Source organism: Moorena sp. SIOASIH, from assembly GCF_010671925.1.
Classification (GTDB): Bacteria; Cyanobacteriota; Cyanobacteriia; order Cyanobacteriales; family Coleofasciculaceae; genus Moorena.
Map to the genome: position 1 here is coordinate 227880 of NZ_JAAHIH010000005.1, position 16667 is coordinate 244546.

The 16667-nt window shown below is 43.6% G+C and carries 20 protein-coding genes and 1 pseudogene; 15 read left to right on the forward strand and 6 right to left on the reverse strand.

Features of this window, described 5'->3' with window-relative positions; all coding sequences use genetic code 11:
* The first annotated feature begins 21 nt into the window (after positions 1 to 21).
* Positions 22 to 3339, forward strand: coding sequence for a HEAT repeat domain-containing protein (locus F6J90_RS28000; RefSeq protein WP_293101193.1), 3318 nt, complete (start codon positions 22 to 24; stop codon positions 3337 to 3339).
* Here F6J90_RS28000 and F6J90_RS28005 read toward each other — a convergent pair.
* Positions 3285 to 3452 carry a hypothetical protein gene (locus F6J90_RS28005; RefSeq protein ID WP_293101196.1) on the reverse strand — a complete coding sequence of 56 codons (168 nt, stop codon included), beginning with the start codon at positions 3450 to 3452 and terminating at the stop codon, positions 3285 to 3287. The genes F6J90_RS28000 and F6J90_RS28005 overlap by 55 nt on opposite strands.
* 46 nt (positions 3453 to 3498) lie before the next feature.
* Between F6J90_RS28005 and F6J90_RS28010 the strand changes: the two genes are divergently transcribed.
* The 13 genes and pseudogenes from F6J90_RS28010 to F6J90_RS28070 all read left to right on the forward strand — a co-directional run bounded on the left by F6J90_RS28010 (position 3499) and on the right by F6J90_RS28070 (position 14053).
* On the forward strand, positions 3499 to 3801 hold the full coding sequence (locus F6J90_RS28010; protein ID WP_293101199.1) for a hypothetical protein: 303 nt from the start codon (positions 3499 to 3501) through the stop codon (positions 3799 to 3801).
* 16 nt (positions 3802 to 3817) lie between these two features.
* Positions 3818 to 4081: a hypothetical protein gene (locus F6J90_RS28015; RefSeq protein WP_293101201.1), complete on the forward strand. Its 264-nt coding sequence runs from the start codon at positions 3818 to 3820 to the stop codon at positions 4079 to 4081.
* Between the two features lie 415 nt (positions 4082 to 4496).
* Positions 4497 to 4781, forward strand: coding sequence for a hypothetical protein (locus tag F6J90_RS28020; protein WP_293101203.1), 285 nt, complete (start codon positions 4497 to 4499; stop codon positions 4779 to 4781).
* Positions 4782 to 5196: 415 nt separating this feature from the next.
* On the forward strand, positions 5197 to 5484 hold the full coding sequence (locus F6J90_RS28025) for a hypothetical protein (RefSeq protein ID WP_293101205.1): 288 nt from the start codon (positions 5197 to 5199) through the stop codon (positions 5482 to 5484).
* Between the two features lie 833 nt (positions 5485 to 6317).
* The gene (locus tag F6J90_RS28030; RefSeq protein WP_293101208.1) at positions 6318 to 6605 is read left to right on the forward strand and encodes a hypothetical protein; all 288 of its coding nucleotides are present in this window, start codon (positions 6318 to 6320) and stop codon (positions 6603 to 6605) included.
* A 392-nt stretch (positions 6606 to 6997) separates the two neighbouring features.
* A complete protein-coding gene (locus F6J90_RS28035) occupies positions 6998 to 8818 on the forward strand; it encodes an ABC transporter ATP-binding protein (RefSeq protein WP_293101211.1) in 1821 nt (606 codons plus the stop codon).
* 217 nt (positions 8819 to 9035) lie between these two features.
* A pseudogene (locus F6J90_RS28040) lies at positions 9036 to 10099 on the forward strand (IS630 family transposase).
* A 360-nt stretch (positions 10100 to 10459) separates the two neighbouring features.
* On the forward strand, positions 10460 to 10651 hold the full coding sequence (locus F6J90_RS28045; RefSeq protein WP_293101214.1) for a hypothetical protein: 192 nt from the start codon (positions 10460 to 10462) through the stop codon (positions 10649 to 10651).
* Positions 10652 to 10856: 205 nt separating this feature from the next.
* Entirely contained in the window at positions 10857 to 11123 is a 267-nt protein-coding gene (locus F6J90_RS28050; RefSeq protein WP_293101216.1) for a hypothetical protein, read from the forward strand.
* A gap of 259 nt (positions 11124 to 11382) precedes the next feature.
* On the forward strand, positions 11383 to 12432 hold the full coding sequence (locus F6J90_RS28055) for a hypothetical protein (protein WP_293101219.1): 1050 nt from the start codon (positions 11383 to 11385) through the stop codon (positions 12430 to 12432).
* A 340-nt stretch (positions 12433 to 12772) separates the two neighbouring features.
* The gene (locus F6J90_RS28060) at positions 12773 to 12904 is read left to right on the forward strand and encodes a hypothetical protein (protein ID WP_293101221.1); all 132 of its coding nucleotides are present in this window, start codon (positions 12773 to 12775) and stop codon (positions 12902 to 12904) included.
* A gap of 10 nt (positions 12905 to 12914) precedes the next feature.
* A complete protein-coding gene (locus F6J90_RS28065; RefSeq protein WP_293101224.1) occupies positions 12915 to 13922 on the forward strand; it encodes an iron-containing redox enzyme family protein in 1008 nt (335 codons plus the stop codon).
* Positions 13916 to 14053, forward strand: a complete 138-nt coding sequence (locus F6J90_RS28070; RefSeq protein ID WP_293101228.1) for a hypothetical protein — start codon at positions 13916 to 13918, stop codon at positions 14051 to 14053. The genes F6J90_RS28065 and F6J90_RS28070 overlap by 7 nt, the downstream gene beginning before the upstream one ends.
* 77 nt (positions 14054 to 14130) lie before the next feature.
* On the opposite strand, the gene F6J90_RS28075 is transcribed toward F6J90_RS28070, so the two are convergent.
* The 4 genes from F6J90_RS28075 to F6J90_RS28090 form a co-directional block, all read right to left on the reverse strand.
* Positions 14131 to 15126 (reverse strand): Ycf66 family protein, encoded by a 996-nt coding sequence (locus F6J90_RS28075; protein ID WP_293101231.1) that lies wholly within the window; start codon positions 15124 to 15126, stop codon positions 14131 to 14133.
* Between the two features lie 202 nt (positions 15127 to 15328).
* Positions 15329 to 15445 carry a photosystem II reaction center X protein gene (locus tag F6J90_RS28080; RefSeq protein ID WP_293101234.1) on the reverse strand — a complete coding sequence of 39 codons (117 nt, stop codon included), beginning with the start codon at positions 15443 to 15445 and terminating at the stop codon, positions 15329 to 15331.
* A 58-nt stretch (positions 15446 to 15503) separates the two neighbouring features.
* The gene (locus F6J90_RS28085) at positions 15504 to 15686 is read right to left on the reverse strand and encodes a hypothetical protein (protein WP_293101237.1); all 183 of its coding nucleotides are present in this window, start codon (positions 15684 to 15686) and stop codon (positions 15504 to 15506) included.
* 178 nt (positions 15687 to 15864) lie between these two features.
* Positions 15865 to 16005: a hypothetical protein gene (locus tag F6J90_RS28090; protein WP_293101240.1), complete on the reverse strand. Its 141-nt coding sequence runs from the start codon at positions 16003 to 16005 to the stop codon at positions 15865 to 15867.
* 15 nt (positions 16006 to 16020) lie between these two features.
* Here F6J90_RS28090 and F6J90_RS28095 point away from each other — a divergent pair, with 15 nt between their 5' ends.
* The gene (locus F6J90_RS28095; protein WP_008186608.1) at positions 16021 to 16305 is read left to right on the forward strand and encodes a YggT family protein; all 285 of its coding nucleotides are present in this window, start codon (positions 16021 to 16023) and stop codon (positions 16303 to 16305) included.
* 103 nt (positions 16306 to 16408) lie between these two features.
* On the opposite strand, the gene F6J90_RS28100 is transcribed toward F6J90_RS28095, so the two are convergent.
* On the reverse strand, positions 16409 to 16618 hold the full coding sequence (locus F6J90_RS28100) for a hypothetical protein (protein ID WP_293101243.1): 210 nt from the start codon (positions 16616 to 16618) through the stop codon (positions 16409 to 16411).
* Positions 16619 to 16667: the final 49 nt, after the last annotated feature.

Consider the following 16667-nt stretch of genomic DNA (forward strand, 5'->3'; position numbering starts at 1 on the left):
GAACATAATTACCTATAAATTATGGAACCATTCTCCTTCTTGGCTAGTCTGGAACTATCGAAAATCGCGTCACCTTTGTTAGGTACTGTTGCGGGAGAAGCAGGGAAGCGTATTGTTAAAGCTCTGAATAAAAGCGATGTAGAGAAGGCAATCAAAGCGGGAGAAGAGGCAGTTAAAGAATGGGAAAAACAACTGGAACCTCAACAGCTGTTATTTTTTCACGCTCCACCGGATGGATTGAATGGAGTTAAAAGTTTTTTGCAGGGCTATTTTACTAACTCGGCGGTTTTGGAACAATTACAGAAACCGTTAATTAATCAAGGGCAGCCAGACCGGGATATTTTAAGCACCGTATTTCAACAAGAAGCAGAAACGAATAATATTAAACTAAATCAAGATAGTCTCCAGCCTTGGATAGAGACGTTTGTTAATGCTTATTTTCAGCATACTGTTACTTATCTCAAATTTCAGGTAGCTAAACAGGATTATTGTGAGCAGTTGGCTAACTGGTTTGATGATGTCAAGTTTGCTGGCATTGCTGTGCCTGGGCAAGAAGTAGAGAAATCGGAGAAGTTAGCGCAAATTTTTGTAATGCCCGATGTGGTGGAAGAGGTATCAACGGCTGGCGGTTGGGAGCGGGAGTTGTTAGCAGCAGAAAGTGGGGAAAAACTGGAAAGGGTGTTGTTGGAAAAGACGACTGGACGAAAATTCTTGGCTCAGCAGCTATTGAGCCAAAGTCAGTCGAGACGAGTAGTGATATTGGGTGCCCCTGGTTCGGGAAAAACCACGTTGATGAGTTATTTTGCGGTAATGTTGGCTCAGAGCAAGGCTGAGGAGTTGGGATTAGATGGTGATACGGACTGGCTACCGATTTTAATTAGGATGCGAGATTTTGGGATAAATCTCGATAAAAACCTGATCGACTATGCTCGTAGGTTTGCGGAAAACACGATGTCAGTGCAACGGTTACCAGTGGGATTTTTTGAGCATTGGTTGTCTGATGGTAGGGCGTTGATATTGCTGGATGGTTTGGATGAAGTCGCAGATGAGGCTAAACGCAATGATGTGGTCAGGCGCATCGAGAATTTTTTAGGACAGTTTGACAGAAATCGCGCTATTATTACATCTCGACCGGCTGGTTATCGGCGCGACTTTTTCCGCACTGAGGAATTTCCCCACTATCAAATTGAACCCTTTGATGATAGCAAGATTTCCGCTTTTATTGATAACTGGTATAACAGTCGCTTTCAAGACCAAGCAGAAGCGGAAAGGCGCAAGGAGAGTTTACGAAAGGCGCTGGATGATAATGACCGGATTAAGCTATTGGCACGGAATCCGTTATTGTTGACAATAATTGCATTGATTCATCGGTATCAAGCGGTTTTGCCCAAAGAACGCTATAAGCTTTATGACAAAGCAGTGGAAACTTTGTTAACCTCTTGGGATGCTAATAAGGAATTAACTAGTGATAAGTGGTTGAGTTATTTGAGTTTGGATGATTTACGCCGATTGATGGAATGGTTGGCGTATTGGATTCATACTCAGGGAGATGCTGAAGATAAGGATAGTGGCACCTTAATTAACCAAGATGATTTGATTAAGCAATTGGCTGAGCAGATTAAAACCTTGAAGCAGGTAGATTTGTATAAAGCCAAGCAAGAGGCGAAACGGTTTGTAGAGTTAATTCGGAAGCGCACGGGTTTGTTGAATGAGCAGGGGCAAGATTGTTATGGTTTTGTCCATAAGACGTTTCAAGAATATTTGTGTGCTCAGGAGATTAACTATCAAGCAGAGAATGAGTATGATTTCGATATTGTTTTGAATCATATTCGGGAGCATTTACATGACTCCCATTGGCGCGAAGTGTTATTATTGCTGATAGCACAACAAAAACCTAAAAATGCCGCGAAGGCAATTCGGGCAGTTTTGAATAATAAGAGTAACTATGAGCAGTGGTTACATCGGGATTTGTTGTTTGCTGGTAATTGTTTGGCAGAAGATCCGAAAAATTTACGGAGTACTGATAGTGAGTTAGTGCAAGAGATTTTGGAGCGGTTGGTAGAGTTGGATGTGACTAGTGAAGAGCGGGTTGCCAAGAATATTCACGAGCAGGTTTTTCAGATAATTTGTAGTTTGTATGAAACGGATTTTGAGACACAGATATTGGAATTGTTGAAGGAGCAATCAGATTTAATTGATGAGGAACGATTGCTGAAATATCGAGCTGAGTTAGGGGAAAAAGATCAGGTAATTACTGCATTGCTGGCACGGCTAAAGGATGAGAATTCTGATGTGCGTGTCAGTGCAGCCTTGGCCTTGGGCAATTTGGGCAAGGGCTCAGAAGCCGCAGTCAGCGCCCTCCTAGCAAGACTTCAGGATGATAATTCTTTTGTGCGTGGATGGGCAGCCGATGCCTTGGGCAAATTGAGCAACAGCTCAGAACCTGTAGTCAGCACCCTCCTAGCAAGACTTCAGGATAACAATTCTGGTGTGCGTGGGAGGGCAGCTGATGCCTTGGGCAAATTGGGCAACAGCTCAGAAACCGTAGTCAACACCCTTCTAGCACTGGTTCAGGATCCCGATTCTGGTGTGCGTGGGATGGCAGCCCATGTCTTGGGCGAATTGGGCAACAACTCAGAAACCGTGGTCAGCGCCCTACTAGCAAGTCTTCAGGATGAGGATTATGATGTGCGTAGCAACGCAGCCTATGCCTTGGGCAAATTGGGCAACAGCTCAGAAACCGTAGTCACCGCCCTCCTAGCGCGGCTTCAGGATGAGTATCCTCCTGTGCGTTGGAGGGCAGCCTATGCCTTGGGCGAATTGGGCAACAGCTCAGAAACCGTAGTCAACGCCCTACTAGCACTGCTTCAGGATGAGCATCGTGCTGTCCGTAGGGACGCAGCCGATGCCTTGGGCAATTTGGGCAACAGCTCAGAACCCATAGTCACCACCTTACTAGTACTGCTTAAGGATAAGAATTATGTTGTGCGTGGGAACGCAGCCTTGACCTTGGGCAAATTGGGCAACAGCTCAGAAACTGTAATAAACGCCCTCCTAGCAGGGCTTCAGGATGATAAGTCTTATGTGCGTGGGTGGGCAGCCAATGCCTTGGGCAATTTGGGCAACAGCTTAGAAACCGTAGTTAACGCCCTCGTAGCAAGGCTAATGGATGATAATTATTATGTGCGTAGGGAGGCAGCCGAAGTCTTGGGCCAATTGGGCAAAACATCCAATCATGTTCTCCCTACTGTAATTGAATGGATTGAACAACACCAGGATTCAAACTATTTGGGTAGTGGTATTGATGCCTTGTGGGATTTGGTGGTAGGACGGGAGTAGGGAGTCGGGAATCGGGAATCGGGAATCGGGAATCGGGAATCGGGAGTGTAATGGATCAAGAGGATTGTTTTTGTTGCAGAGCTTAAACCCTTATGTGATAGTGCTTTCGCCACCAGCAGTCACCAGTCGGATCGTCTCAAAGGGGTGTGATGGGGGTGTATGCGATCGCATCAGCTAGAGTCAACACGGTATAGCAACTCCCGACTCCCGATTCCCGATTCCCGATTCCCTGTTCCCTGTTCCCGATTCCCGATTCCCGATTCCCGACTCCCGATTCCCTACTCCCTACTCCCTACTCCCTACTCCCTCTTCCCTAAAATGATTAACCTATTCCAGCCAAATTGGCAAGACATAGAGAAGCTAACATCGGACAATAATAATCAAATGAAGCAATTAAATGTTTCACCCAGACATCAACATCAACATCAACATCAACATCAACATCAACAACTGTTGAGCTGAAGAAGGAGAATTTTCCATGCAAATTGGAGACTTAGAAAATCTCCAGGAGATAAATATAGATCAATTATCTTCTGTGGAAGGTGGCATGATAGCGATCGCAGATAAACCGATCGCAGATCAAATACATTTGGGCGATATTCGTATTCATCCAGATTACAAACGTCCCATTTATCCCTATTGTCCACCACCACCACCTCCACCATGTTATCCCTATCCCAGACCTCTCCCTTCTAAAGATATCAAGGCAATTCCATTAAGGATTTGTCCTGTTATTCTCTAATTTTAGCTTTTGGAGTAAAAGGTCAGCTGTAAGCATTCAGCAGTCAGCCGTCAGCCGTCAACTTATTTTATAGGCTTATAGCTGAATCCTTAAACTATGACCATGACTATCTAAGTATAGTTTATAAGTATAGTTTTTGAGCATAGTGACCTTAACCTTATAGTTGGTAATCATTTTTCGGTGCTTTTCGCCCAATACAGGGATTTTCAGATAGTCACTAATTCGCTTCTGTTGTTAAGGATTTCCATTACTTGGCCTTAGCAAGGAGCGAATTTTTTTTGTAAAAAAAAGCCAACTTGGCGACAACTATGACACCGAGGAGACCAAATTTACTAAAATTAAGCATGGCATACCAATATGATAAAGCCTTAAATCTCATCTATTCTTAGACTATCTAAAGAAGGATACAAAATCAATGAAAATTGAGAACCTAGAAAATCTCCAGGAGATAACTATAGAGAAATTATCTTCTGTTGAAGGTGGCCAGTATGCGTTTTTCGGCCCGTATAAGCCAGAGCCTCCTATTCGTCATCAATATGTCCTATGTGGGATAGTTACTGTTAGCATTGATGACTTCGATACACCAGAACTTCGAGAATTCTCTACCAAGTTATTCCCTAATAAAGGGGAAAAGGAAATTCCGTTACGTAACTCTCGATCATCTCATATTAGCGACTGTTATGTGGTCAACATTCTATAATTTTCCCTGTTGGGGTAAAAGGTCAGCTATAATCCTGATCTAGTCTGGATTTAGCCAATTCACTTTGGACGAAATAATCAGGGATTGAGTTGTCAGTAATTGAAACTATGCTCATGACTGTCTAGCTAGAGTTTTGGAGCCTAGTGACCTTAACCCTAGAGTTGGTAAGTAGTTTTGGTCAGTAGTTTTCGATGCTTGTCACCGCCTCCAGTATTTTTATAAAGTAACTACTTCGCTGATATTGTTAAGTATTTCAATTAAGTTCCCTAAGCAGGGAGCGACTTTTGTGTTATTAAAAAAGCCAACTTGGCGACAACAATCTAAGCTAATAGCATAAACTAACCATAGCATACCAAGATGAGAAAGCTTTAAATCTCATCAATTCTTAAACTATCTCAAGAAGGAGAAAAAATCAATGAAAATTGAGAACCTGGAAAATCTTCAGGAAATAAACACTGAGGAGTTTTCCTCACTCCAAGGGGGTCGGATGATCCAACATCCTATGGACATCAGGGACATGGTAGACATCAAAGACATCGAAGATCTAAAGATTGCTCCCCATCGGCCTATGCCTGAGCCCAAGCCTCAGCCCAAGCCTCCTATTATTGCCAGGCCTATTCCCCGACCTCATCCCTTCCCCTGTTATTATCCCTTGCCACCAAAATGTGGTCCTGTACGCCCCTATTGCTATCTACAGCTCTAATCTAGTCTTCTAATCTCGATTGAGGATATACCTTGGCTTCTGTTGTTAGAGGATGGTGGAGTAGTATCCAATACTTTTAAAACCGCCTCTTAGTAGAAAGCCAAGGATTTATGGATCAAGAAAATTGATCCATAAACTTTATTCCCTATTCCCTAGTGACCTAAAGCCTATAGTTGGTAATTAGCTGTCCGGCAAAATTCATCCCACACCTATGCTGCGCATTAGGTGTGGGATGAATTTTGCACAGAGTATGTATGGAATTGCTATAATATATGTACTGATAAACAAAGCCGAAAATGCTGGTTTGTCAGCTATTTAACTAGCGAAAAAATCGAATTTTTGTATTGTTCCGGCGCGGAGGGGCATCCCGTGTCGTTAATAAAGCTTGCCGAGTATCCGAACCGTTGGGTGGAGTTGGCAAGAAGCCCACACTGAACCTGTAAGGTCAGTGTGGGAGTATGTCACATAGTAACTAATTCGCTTCTGTTGTTAAGGATTTCCATGAATTGGCCTTAGCAGGGAGCGAATTTTGTTATAGCAGTTCTCAATTTAGTGAGGGACTTTCGTCCTGGGTTAATGGGAGCAGGGAGTAGGGAGTAGGGAGTAGGGAGTAGAGAGTAGAGGTAAGAGTATGGGGAGTGGGAAAAAATACTGTGTACATCACTCGTGATGATAATTGCTAGTTTAGGTAAAAATTGTTAGTTAAAACTGGTAGTAAAAAAGCCAATTTGGCGACAACAATCAAAGCCAATCTAATAAACTAGGCATAGCATACCAAGATGAGAAAGCTTGACATCTCATCAATTCTTAGACTATCTCAAGAAAAAAAATCAATGAAAATTGAGAACCTGGAAAATCTTCAGGAAATAAACACTGAGGAGTTTTCCTCACTTCAAGGGGGTCGGATGATCGCACATCCCATGGACATCAGGGACATGATAGACATCAAAGACATCGAAGATCTAAAGATTGATATCCATCGACCCATGCCTAAGCCTGAGCCTGAGCACAAGCCTATTATTGCCAAGCCTTTTCCCCTACCTCGTCCTCCCATCAACCCCTGTTATCCCCATCCCCCAATATGTGGCCCTGTACGCCCCTATTGCTATGCACAGCTCTAATCTAGTCTTCTAATCTAGATTGAGGAGATACTTTGGCTTCTGTTGTTAGAGGATGGTCGAGTAGCATCCAATACTTTTAAAACAGCCTCTTAGTAGGAAGGGAAGGGTTTATGGATTAATTTTATTGATCCATAAACTTTATTCCCTACTCCCTATTCCCTATTCCCATTAAGCGGGTGCATCTCCTATAGCGTTTGTATACAAGAACTGGGAATATCATATTATAGTTATTTACCAGGTGTATTGTTTTAAACTTTATAGCTTCATCACCATACCTGTCCTCAAAACTTCAGGATTGAGTCGGTTATAAAGAATACAATCAGCGTAGTAGCGTAATCGACAGCAGCAAGCATTAATCAAGTAGTTACGACCAAAAAAATCTAGAAAAAAAAATGGAAAATCAACCTTTAAAAAATAGTTTGGTCTCTACCTTTAAGTTTGCTTGGCATTACTGGTCTGAGTACCGCTACACAATTTTGTTTGTGCTGGTCTTCATGTCGTTTCATACTCTTTTGGAGGTTTTAGTACCAATTTTGACTGGAAAGTTGGTAAATGGTTTTAGCAATCCTATAGGAACGTGGACAATTCCGGCATGGATATGTGCCTATCTTGCTGGAGTCAAAGTAATATCGTACATTTGCCGACTATGTGCTTTTTACCTATGGACTAACACAGCTACACAAGTGATCACTAAAATTGGCACTGAAGCTTTCGATAAAGTACAGCATTTTAGTACAGAATGGCACATTAACCATTTTGCTGGCAGCATAGTCAGAAACATTATCCGTGGTACCTTTGGTTTTGAGCAGTTTAGCAATACAGTGTGTATGTCAATTTACCCGAGTGTATTGACCAGCATTGCTTTAATAGTTGTTCTTTTTTGGAACGGATTTTGGATTGGTATTGTTGGCGTTTTGGGTTTCATAATTTTCTTTTATGCAATTAATAATTTATCAAATAACTATTTAGCGCCTGCCTTTGAAAAAGCCAATCAAGTAGACAGCATTATGAATGGTATTTTATCTGATGCCATTACATGTAACAGCCTGGTTAAAGCCTTTGCTGCCGAAGAAAATGAAAGCCGAAAATTCAGGAAAATAGCAGAGAAATGGCGCATTAAAAATCAACGTCTCTGGTGGCGAATCGAAACATTTTTTTCTGCCCAAGTTGGTTTGTTTGTGATTATGGAAACTGTGATTGTCGGCGTTGCTATTTGGTTATGGTTTAAAGGTATCCGCACAGCTGGTGATGTAATTACGATTCTTACTAGTTTTCAGATGGCACAAGGTAAGATGAGGGAAATTAGCAATGACATCCGTAATCTGCGACAATCAATAACCGATATCGAAGAAATTGTCAAACTGGACAAGATAGATGCAAAAATTGTAGAAAGCCCAGAGGCAGTACCTCTAGAAGTCAAGTCAGGCTCAATTGCCTTTGATCAGGTGACTTTTGGTTATAAAAATCAGACAAAGACAACATATGAGAACTTTTCCGTAACCATTGCTGGGGGTGAGAAAGTTGCTCTTGTTGGTCATTCAGGTAGTGGCAAAAGTACCTTCATTAAACTTATCCAGCGCTTATATGATGTGCAGGATGGTAAGATCACTATCGACGGTAAGAATATCTACAATATCACCAAGCAAAGTTTACGCAGTGCGATCGCAGTAGTTCCCCAGGAACCTATCCTCTTCCATCGCTCTATCGCTGAAAATATCGGCTATGCTAAACCTAATGCGACACAGTCAGAAATTGAACAAGCTGCCCACAAAGCTTATGCTCACGACTTCATTATCAACTTGCCTGATGGCTATGATACACAGGTTGGTGAGCGTGGGGTCAAGCTTTCGGGTGGTGAACGCCAACGGGTAGCCATCGCTCGCGCCATTCTCGCCGACTGTCCAATTCTAGTCCTAGATGAGGCAACAAGCAGCCTAGATTCTGTTTCAGAAGCTTTGATTCAAAAGGCATTGGATAACCTAATGATCGGACGGACAACAATTATCATTGCCCACAGACTGTCAACTATTAAAGCAGTTGACCGCATTCTGGTTTTTTCAAAAGGGGAGATAGTTGAGGAAGGTAGCCACGAAACCTTACTTGCTAATTTGGACAGCCGTTACTACGCCCTCTATTCGCTCCAGTCCGATGGTTTTATGCAAGAACCAACAACAGAATGGGACAGCGAACTTTACGAAAAAGCCTATAACTGATTTGCTGATTAGACGAAATACTACAGATTCATAAATTTTCCAAGTATATGGCTTTTTAAATAGTAAATAATCCCTAGTTAAAAAGCCATAACTTTTAAAAAAAAACTTCATTTTTGGATCATTGTCGTTCTGATGCAGAACTAAATAATATCAAGTTCGGATAATTAGTTATAATTAAGCTTCCCTCCTTCTGAAAAAACATTGCATTGCGACTCTGATGCCAAAAACCGTCACTGTTGAATCCCATTTGAGTTCGGAGGAACTCTACTCTCGTTACCGGGCGAGCACCTCCTCGGTGGAACGCAGTCACTATCAAATCATCTGGTTACTTGCCGATGGGAAAACTCCAGCAACGGTTGCTCAAGTTACTGGTTATAGCCGAATTTGGATTTACCAACTTCTGCGACGTTATAACCAGCACGGACCAAATGCTTTGGGCGATCGACGACACTCAAATCCGGGAAAGCCAACTCAACTCAATGATCTACAACAAGCACAACTGTGGCAAGTCCTAACCGGACCAGCTCCTGATGGAGGGTTATGGAACGGTCGAAAGGTAGCTGATTGGTTAAGTGAATTGACAGGAGTTCGGATTAGCCGTTATCGAGGATGGGAATATCTTCGGGACATGGGTTATCGCTTAAAAGTCCCTAGACCCCAACATCAGGAAACTTCCGTTCTCCAACAACAGCAGTGGAAAAAAAACTCCATTTAGAGCTGGCATATCTTCAAGCCAAATACCCAATCGCAGACATTGAGGTGTGGGGAATGGACGAACATCGTTTGGGGCTACTGCCAGTTATGCGTCGAGTCTGGACAGTTGAGGGGGAACAACCGATTGCCCAGGTCAAACATCAATATCAGTGGTTGTGGGTCTATGCTTTTGTTCACCCGGAGTCGGGAGAAACCTATTGGTGGCTTTTGCCATTTGTGAATACACAACTGTTTAATCGAGTATTAGCAGATTTTGCCCGAGAATTTCAATGGGGTTTGAATAAACGAGTGCTACTGGTGGTAGACCAAGCGGGATGGCACATGGCTAAAGATGTGGTGATCCCTGAAGGGATTGATCTGTTTGAGCTACCGTCACATTCTCCAGAGTTGCAACCTGCGGAACGGTTGTGGCCGCTGGCTAACGAGATTGTGGCCAATCATTCCCCCAAAAATATCAACCAGTTAGAGGATTTATTGGTGTATCGTTGTCAGCAATTGCTGGGTCAGCAAGACTTGATTGGGGGACTGACTTGCTTTGAGTGGTGGCCGAAGACCCGCCAAATCTAATTATAAGTAATCATCCGAACTTGATATAAATATATATCGTATGCTCCTATTTATAGTTCGCAAAATGTAATTACCGAAGATTAGATTTCCTATAAATGTGACCCCTGGTATTCCTGTGCATCAAGGGTGCATCTCAATGCATGAAATTAGGCAAAATTATAATAAAATTTACACACTTACCACACTTACCTTCTTTTTTACAAATATGAGATGCACCCTTGGTATTTGAGATGTAAACTTAGGAGGTCTTTTTTTATTGGACAATAAAACTGAGGATCTCTTTCCGCTCTTGCCTTTTGCCCGCCCCCCTTCCGTGCGGCAGGGAACAGGGAACAGGGAAGGGAGAAGAGGGAAAACAGGGTGCATCTCATATTTGTAAAAAATATCGCAAGTGTGGGGAGTGTGGGGAGTGTGGGGAGTGTGGGGAGTGTGGGGAGTGTGGGGAGTGTGGGGAGTGTGGGGAGTGTGGGGCCCGGGCGCGGGAATTTTCGCCCGAATTTTTGTCTAATTTCAAAACTGAGATGCACTCGGGAAAACATCCTCTGTACCTGATCAGTATTATAACCCCTATATAGTCGCTGATATTGTTAAGTATTGTAATTAATTGGTCTTAGCAAAAAGCGACTATTTTTATAAAAAAAAGCCAAGTTGGCGACAACAATCTAATCCAATCGCATAAACTAGGCATAGCATAACAAGATGAGAAATCTCGAAATATCATCTATTCTTAGACTATCTCAAGAAGGAGACAAAATCAATGAAAATTGAGAACCTGGAAAATCTCCAGGAAATAAACACTGAGGAGTTTTCCTCACTCCAAGGGGGTATGATGATCAGAAATGACATGGAGATGATGGAGATGATGGAGATGAAAGCTCGCATCATTGATCCCCATCCACCCATGCCTGAGGAAAAGCCTGAGCCCAAGCCTATTCGCCTACCTCGTCGGATCCACCGCTGTTATCCCCCCTTACCACACAAATGTATCCCTGGACACCCTCCTTTTTGCGCTATACCCCTCTAATCTAGTCTTCTAATCTCGTCTCGATTGAGGAAATACCTTGGCTTCTGTTGTTAGAGGATAGTCGAGTAGCATCCAATACTTTGAAAACAGCCTCTTAGTAGAAAGCTAAGGGTTTATGGATCAATAAAATTGATCCATAAACTATATTCCCGATTCCCGATTCCCGATTCCCTACTCCCAATTCCCGATTACCGATTACCATTAACCGAGGACAAAAGTCCCTCACCAAATTAAAATTACTGATACTAAATAAAAACCTGTGGAAAGCGTAAATTCAAATTTAACTCTAGACCAACCCCAGCAATTATTTGAGGGTAAATCTAAGCAAAGTCTTACACTAAAGTACCCTAAATTAGCCTGTAACGTTAATATCTATCCCGATCAGATGGTTTTTTATCGGGATGGTCAATATTTTGGTTTCGAGACTAAGGGTTTTTCAGCCGAAACATTACAAACTCTGTTTGTAATGATGGATGGGACTAGGAGTATTGGGGAGCTCCAAGAGCTTTTTGCTCCTGATAACCCGGAGGTAATTCAATCAATTTTACAAGGCTTGGAAGAGCAGGCGTTACTGGATGATGCTGCTCCGTTCAAAGTTCATTCTGGTATCGATACTCTGCTGGAATTGGAGGATTTTACGAATGAATTACTCGAAACTACTGTTGAGGGAAACCTGTTTTGGAAAGCAATCACCTCTAATGAATCTGAGCTACCGATCAATGTTTTGTATGGCTTTGGGATAGAGCATTACCATTTGTCTTGCCATCGGTGGAATTGGGAATTCCCAGTGCTGGGATGCCAAAATTATACAAAGGTTCAACAATTAATTAACCAACTCTATGGTCAAGAATCTGGCCAAGATCAGCTTTGGCTGAAGGCGTTGAATGGGATTGGTATTAGCGATGAGGATTTAAAGGATGCGATCGCACTACCGGAAACTGTGGCAATTGGGAATGCTTTGGCCTATTGGGCAAACTCAGAGCCACTGGTTTTCTTGAGTAGCCTAGGGGTTTTAAAACGTCAAACATACCATCATTTAGCATCCTACCTTGCTGCCTGTGAGCGGGTTAACCTTGAGTCTGGGTTTATCGACCCGATTCGAGAATTGGTAAACAGCAATCTGACAGTAGAGTCAGAAAACTTAATTCATCGCATCTTTCAAGACATTGCCCACGTTGATCAACAAACTCGGCAACGGTTAGGCGATCAAATTTACCTGTTTATTGAAATGTATAACAATTTTTGCAGGGCGATTTGGAATTACTATTCATGCACTAGTGATTTGCTGCGACGAGTTTCGGCTCTCTAGAAATAGGGAGTAGGGAGTAGGGAGTAGGGAGTAGGGAGGTTTGGGGAGAGGGAAGGGTGGGAAGTGTGGGAAGTGTGGGAAGTGTGGGAAGTGTGGGAATTTTTGACTAAGGGATTTCAGGTGCTCTGGATTAGGGCTTTAAAACACCGATAGCCTTTCTCTTAGTTATCTTTCTCTTACTTATAAGGTAAAGTCAATTTTTGCGATCGCTACTCCCCACCCTCCCGACTCCCGACTCCCGACTCCCTACTCCCTACTCCCTACGGGTGCATCTCCTAAAAGCTGTTTGACCCGGTGGTGCGTTACGGGACGGACTGTTCTAACACTGGGTAGCGAGAAAATGAGGGCGAGCCCGTCCCTAACGCACCCTACTTCCTACTCCCTACTCCCGACTCCCGACTCCCTACTCCCTACTCCCTACTCCCTACTCCCATTAACCCAGAACGTTTTCACCCAATTTAGATTAAGTTAGGAATGAAGTTATGACGTTAACTAAGATTTTATTGAAACAGCCGCTATTTAAGAATCAAGTATGTTTAAAATTCAGTGACACCAGGGTCGAAATTCGTTATCAAGACCAAGGCTGTTCGATTACAGTAGAACCTGAAAACCAAGAGGAGACTTATAAACTGTTCCAGCTGTTGCAGTTTGGGGGAATGTCTCCAGAGGAATTGGGTCACGAGTGTCCAGGAATTCGAGAACAGATTCCTGACTTGCTAATAGAATTAGACCGCCGTGGTATGCTAATAGAGCGGGAGAATTCAGTGACATCTGGTGGTTTGACTGGACATCAATTCTACCGGGAGTTATACCGATTCCTAGGGCGTCTGAAAAGACGATTTCCCGAGTCTCCCTACACCGTAAAGATGGTAGACGGGACGATTACCAGAGAGCAGTTGATTGGCTATAGTTTGGAATCCTACCACGTTACTCATCTGTGTCCGAGTTTGCTGGCTCCGTCTTTAGCCAATTATGAATCACCTAAGACTCGCCAAATCCTCCGGGAATTCTTTGGGTCTGAGTTGCACCATGACCGTTTGATCGAGAAATCCTTGAAGAGTGTGGGAATTTCTAATCAGCAACTGCAACGGATGCAGCCATTACCGATGACCTTTGCGGTTTGTTCAAGTCTGGCAGTTTTTGCGCTTTCGCATCCACTCAGCTTCAAGGCAGCATTATTACTGTTTGAAGAAGACAGCGAGGAGTTCCACCAGTTATTCAAACAGCGGTGTCAAGATTTGGATTTGCCTTGTGAGTTTTATCAACCAATCTTGCTCCATGCCAAAATTAATGAGGATGGAGCACATGACCAGATTACCGAGGTTTTGTTAGCAGACGTAGCTTATGTTTCACCAGAAGACCAATTAGTGGTGAAGAAGAACATGACTGCCCTAATGGAATCTATGGTGCTACGGACTCACGAGATTTTGGATTATTATGGTAATCCACAGAACCGAATTCCTCGCTGTTTTGATACCATAGGGTGCTAAGCATTCAGCGGTCAGCGGTCAGCGGTCAGCGGTCAGCGGTCAGCGGTCAGCGGTCAGCGGTCAGCGGTCAGCGGTCAGCGGTCAGTGTTCAGTGGTCAGCGGTCAGTGTTCAGTGGTCAGCTAAAGGCTGATAACTGATACGCGACACGCTGATAACTGATACGCGACACGCTGATAACTGATTGCTGATTGCTGATTGCTAGTTTTATTAGTACTCAAAAGGTCCTAACGGCTCATCATCTTCTTCAGACAGGTCGATGGGTTTGTAATCCACATAATCGCTTTGGTCTGAGTAGTTAGAGGATGTTTCCTCGCTTGGGGTGGTACGACGCTTTCTTTCCCTTGAGGCTATCTGTGAGTCATAGTTTTCTGAGTCATAGTTTCCTGAGTCATAGTTTTCTGTAGATTCACGACGAGAACGGCTACGGCGAACGGGTCTGTCTTCCCTATCCCTGTCTAGATCTCTGTCTAGATCTCTGTCTAGATCTCTGTCTAGATCCCGATCTAAGTTAGCCTCCCAAGTGTCTACGGATCGTTCTACAGGTCGTTCCACAGATTGTTCCGAAGGACGAGAACGTCTACTACGAGATGGTCTGTCTTCCCAATCACTATCTAACTTAGCCTGCCAGGTCTCTCTAGGTCGTTCTGAAAATTGACCATTAGAACGAGGGCGGCGTTTACGCGATCGCTCTTCTAGCCTAGATTCCTCTAAACTCCCTCGACTCCTTGAACGGCGGGTTTCTGATTCATAACGGTCTGTGCGCCTTTCCCTGGAATCTGCTGTGGGCCGCAAGCGAGGGTTGGAGTATCGCTGCTCTACCGGCTCTAATTCATCGTATTCATCATAAACATTAGCTTCTTGTGGTTCTTCGCGGTAATAGTTACGGCTAACTGGTCGCTGGCGGTCTTCAAACCCAGCATCTTCCCGGGCTTTTTTGGTGGCAACGCCCCGTAACCGCAGACTTTCCACACCAAAAAATATTGCTGTACCGCTCAACAACAGCTGGCTCAACTGCAAAATCGGATCGAGTCGCCATCCCTGAGTCACCAGAATAAAGCCACAAACTACCCCGACCACAGTGAAAAAGATATCATGGTCTCTGGCTAGTTCTGGACGAACCGAGCGCAGGAAATAGAGTCCTGCTCCGGCAAGCATCAAGAATATGCCCAAAAGGCTAGCTGAATTAAACCCAAAATTTACCATTGCTGCTCTCCTATGGTCAGTCAGTCTTATGGTAGCGAGTGATTGCTATTAAACTCTACTGTAACTGGAGAACAACAATTTTACTCCTAGATCAGGAGAGATTCTTAATATAAAAACTGAGCGGGTTGTGAACCCACTCAATTTCCTGCTATCGAAGCTTCGCCTTATTTCGTTTAAGGCATAGATAGTAGAGATTTCGTTATTATCTTTTGATCTTATCGCTCTGGCTAAAGACGATTAGTGCCGCTGTGGCAGGAATAACCACAATGATAGTACCCCAAAGTAAACTCCACATAAAGTTGGCTAATGAAGGTGTCATAAAAACTCCTAGTTAATTTGTAAACCTTGTTTGTGATTAAGCATTCAGCATTCAGCTATCAGCTATCAGCGATTAGCGCTACGCCCACGCTACTTGAGGTGCTAGCAGGAGCGATAACTGCACGGGGTCGGATGAGTAAAACCAGCAGGGATTTTAAACCAGCCGTACCAGCACCCCCCAACTGGTTTACTACCCGTTGATTAGCTGACGGCACCTCAAGTAGCGTGAGCCAAAGGCTCACGGCTGATAGCTGAATGCTTACAAGAACATGATACTATTATTGAGAAACTTTAAATTAAATTAACTACAATCACAAGGACACTGGTAAGCCACCTAGCCACCTAAGGCGGCAGGTAAGCATTCAGCTATCAGTTATCAGCGTGTCGCGTATCAGTTATCAGCTATCAGCGTGTCGCGTATCAGCCATTGGCCTGTAGCCACGCTACTGTTCCCGCAGCGTGCCCGTAGCGCAGTACTTTTGAATAAAATAAGCTGACCACTGACCGCTGACCGCTGACCGCTGACCGCTGACGGTGGCACCGGAATACATTTGTGATCATTAGAATAAATAAGCCATGACTGCTGCTACGATTGCTATCTGGACTCTTGGTCCGTTACTCGGACTAATGATCTTCTTGTTTATCTTTCGCATTGTTCTGACCTGGTACCCTCAGGTAGACCTGAATCGCTTGCCATTTAATCTAGTAGCTTGGCCAACGGAACCCTTTTTAGTGCCAATGCGCAAAATTGTCCCTCCCATTGGTGGGGTTGATATTAGCCCAATTATTTGGGTAGGGATTTTCAGCCTGCTGCGGGAAATTCTGTTAGGTCAGCAGGGAATCCTCAGGATGATGATCTAGAAGGTTGAAGGGTTGTAGGTTCTCTATCAGAATGCAGAATTAAGAATTAAGAATTTAGAATTTAGAATTTAGAATTTAGAATTAAGAATTTAGAATTAAGAATTTAGAACTCTACATTCTTAATTCTAAAATGTTGCAGGTTGTTTGGTTGTTCGCCTTTGGCGTTCGGTGTAGGGTAGGTTGTTTGGTTGAACGCGATTGCGTGGCCTTTTGGCCAAGGTTGAAGGTTGAAGGTTAGAGGTTGTAGGTTACAGCTTGCCGGTTGCAGCTTATCGGTTGCAGGGGTAATATGTAACCATTCACTTACCTCCAATGGTTTTAGCTTTCCCAGCGAGAAGCCCCACGCCTGAAAGTGAAACGTC

Coding starts and splice junctions, on each gene's coding strand:
- F6J90_RS28000 (WP_293101193.1), top strand. CDS start 22: ATGGAACCATTCTCCTTCTTGGCTAGTCTGGAACTATCGAAAATCGCG.
- F6J90_RS28010 (WP_293101199.1), top strand. CDS start 3,499: ATGCGATCGCATCAGCTAGAGTCAACACGGTATAGCAACTCCCGACTC.
- F6J90_RS28015 (WP_293101201.1), top strand. CDS start 3,818: ATGCAAATTGGAGACTTAGAAAATCTCCAGGAGATAAATATAGATCAA.
- F6J90_RS28020 (WP_293101203.1), top strand. CDS start 4,497: ATGAAAATTGAGAACCTAGAAAATCTCCAGGAGATAACTATAGAGAAA.
- F6J90_RS28025 (WP_293101205.1), top strand. CDS start 5,197: ATGAAAATTGAGAACCTGGAAAATCTTCAGGAAATAAACACTGAGGAG.
- F6J90_RS28030 (WP_293101208.1), top strand. CDS start 6,318: ATGAAAATTGAGAACCTGGAAAATCTTCAGGAAATAAACACTGAGGAG.
- F6J90_RS28035 (WP_293101211.1), top strand. CDS start 6,998: ATGGAAAATCAACCTTTAAAAAATAGTTTGGTCTCTACCTTTAAGTTT.
- F6J90_RS28050 (WP_293101216.1), top strand. CDS start 10,857: ATGAAAATTGAGAACCTGGAAAATCTCCAGGAAATAAACACTGAGGAG.
- F6J90_RS28060 (WP_293101221.1), top strand. CDS start 12,773: ATGAGGGCGAGCCCGTCCCTAACGCACCCTACTTCCTACTCCCTACTC.
- F6J90_RS28065 (WP_293101224.1), top strand. CDS start 12,915: ATGACGTTAACTAAGATTTTATTGAAACAGCCGCTATTTAAGAATCAA.
- F6J90_RS28075 (WP_293101231.1), bottom strand. CDS start 15,126: ATGGTAAATTTTGGGTTTAATTCAGCTAGCCTTTTGGGCATATTCTTG.
- F6J90_RS28080 (WP_293101234.1), bottom strand. CDS start 15,445: ATGACACCTTCATTAGCCAACTTTATGTGGAGTTTACTTTGGGGTACT.
- F6J90_RS28090 (WP_293101240.1), bottom strand. CDS start 16,005: ATGATCACAAATGTATTCCGGTGCCACCGTCAGCGGTCAGCGGTCAGC.
- F6J90_RS28095 (WP_008186608.1), top strand. CDS start 16,021: ATGACTGCTGCTACGATTGCTATCTGGACTCTTGGTCCGTTACTCGGA.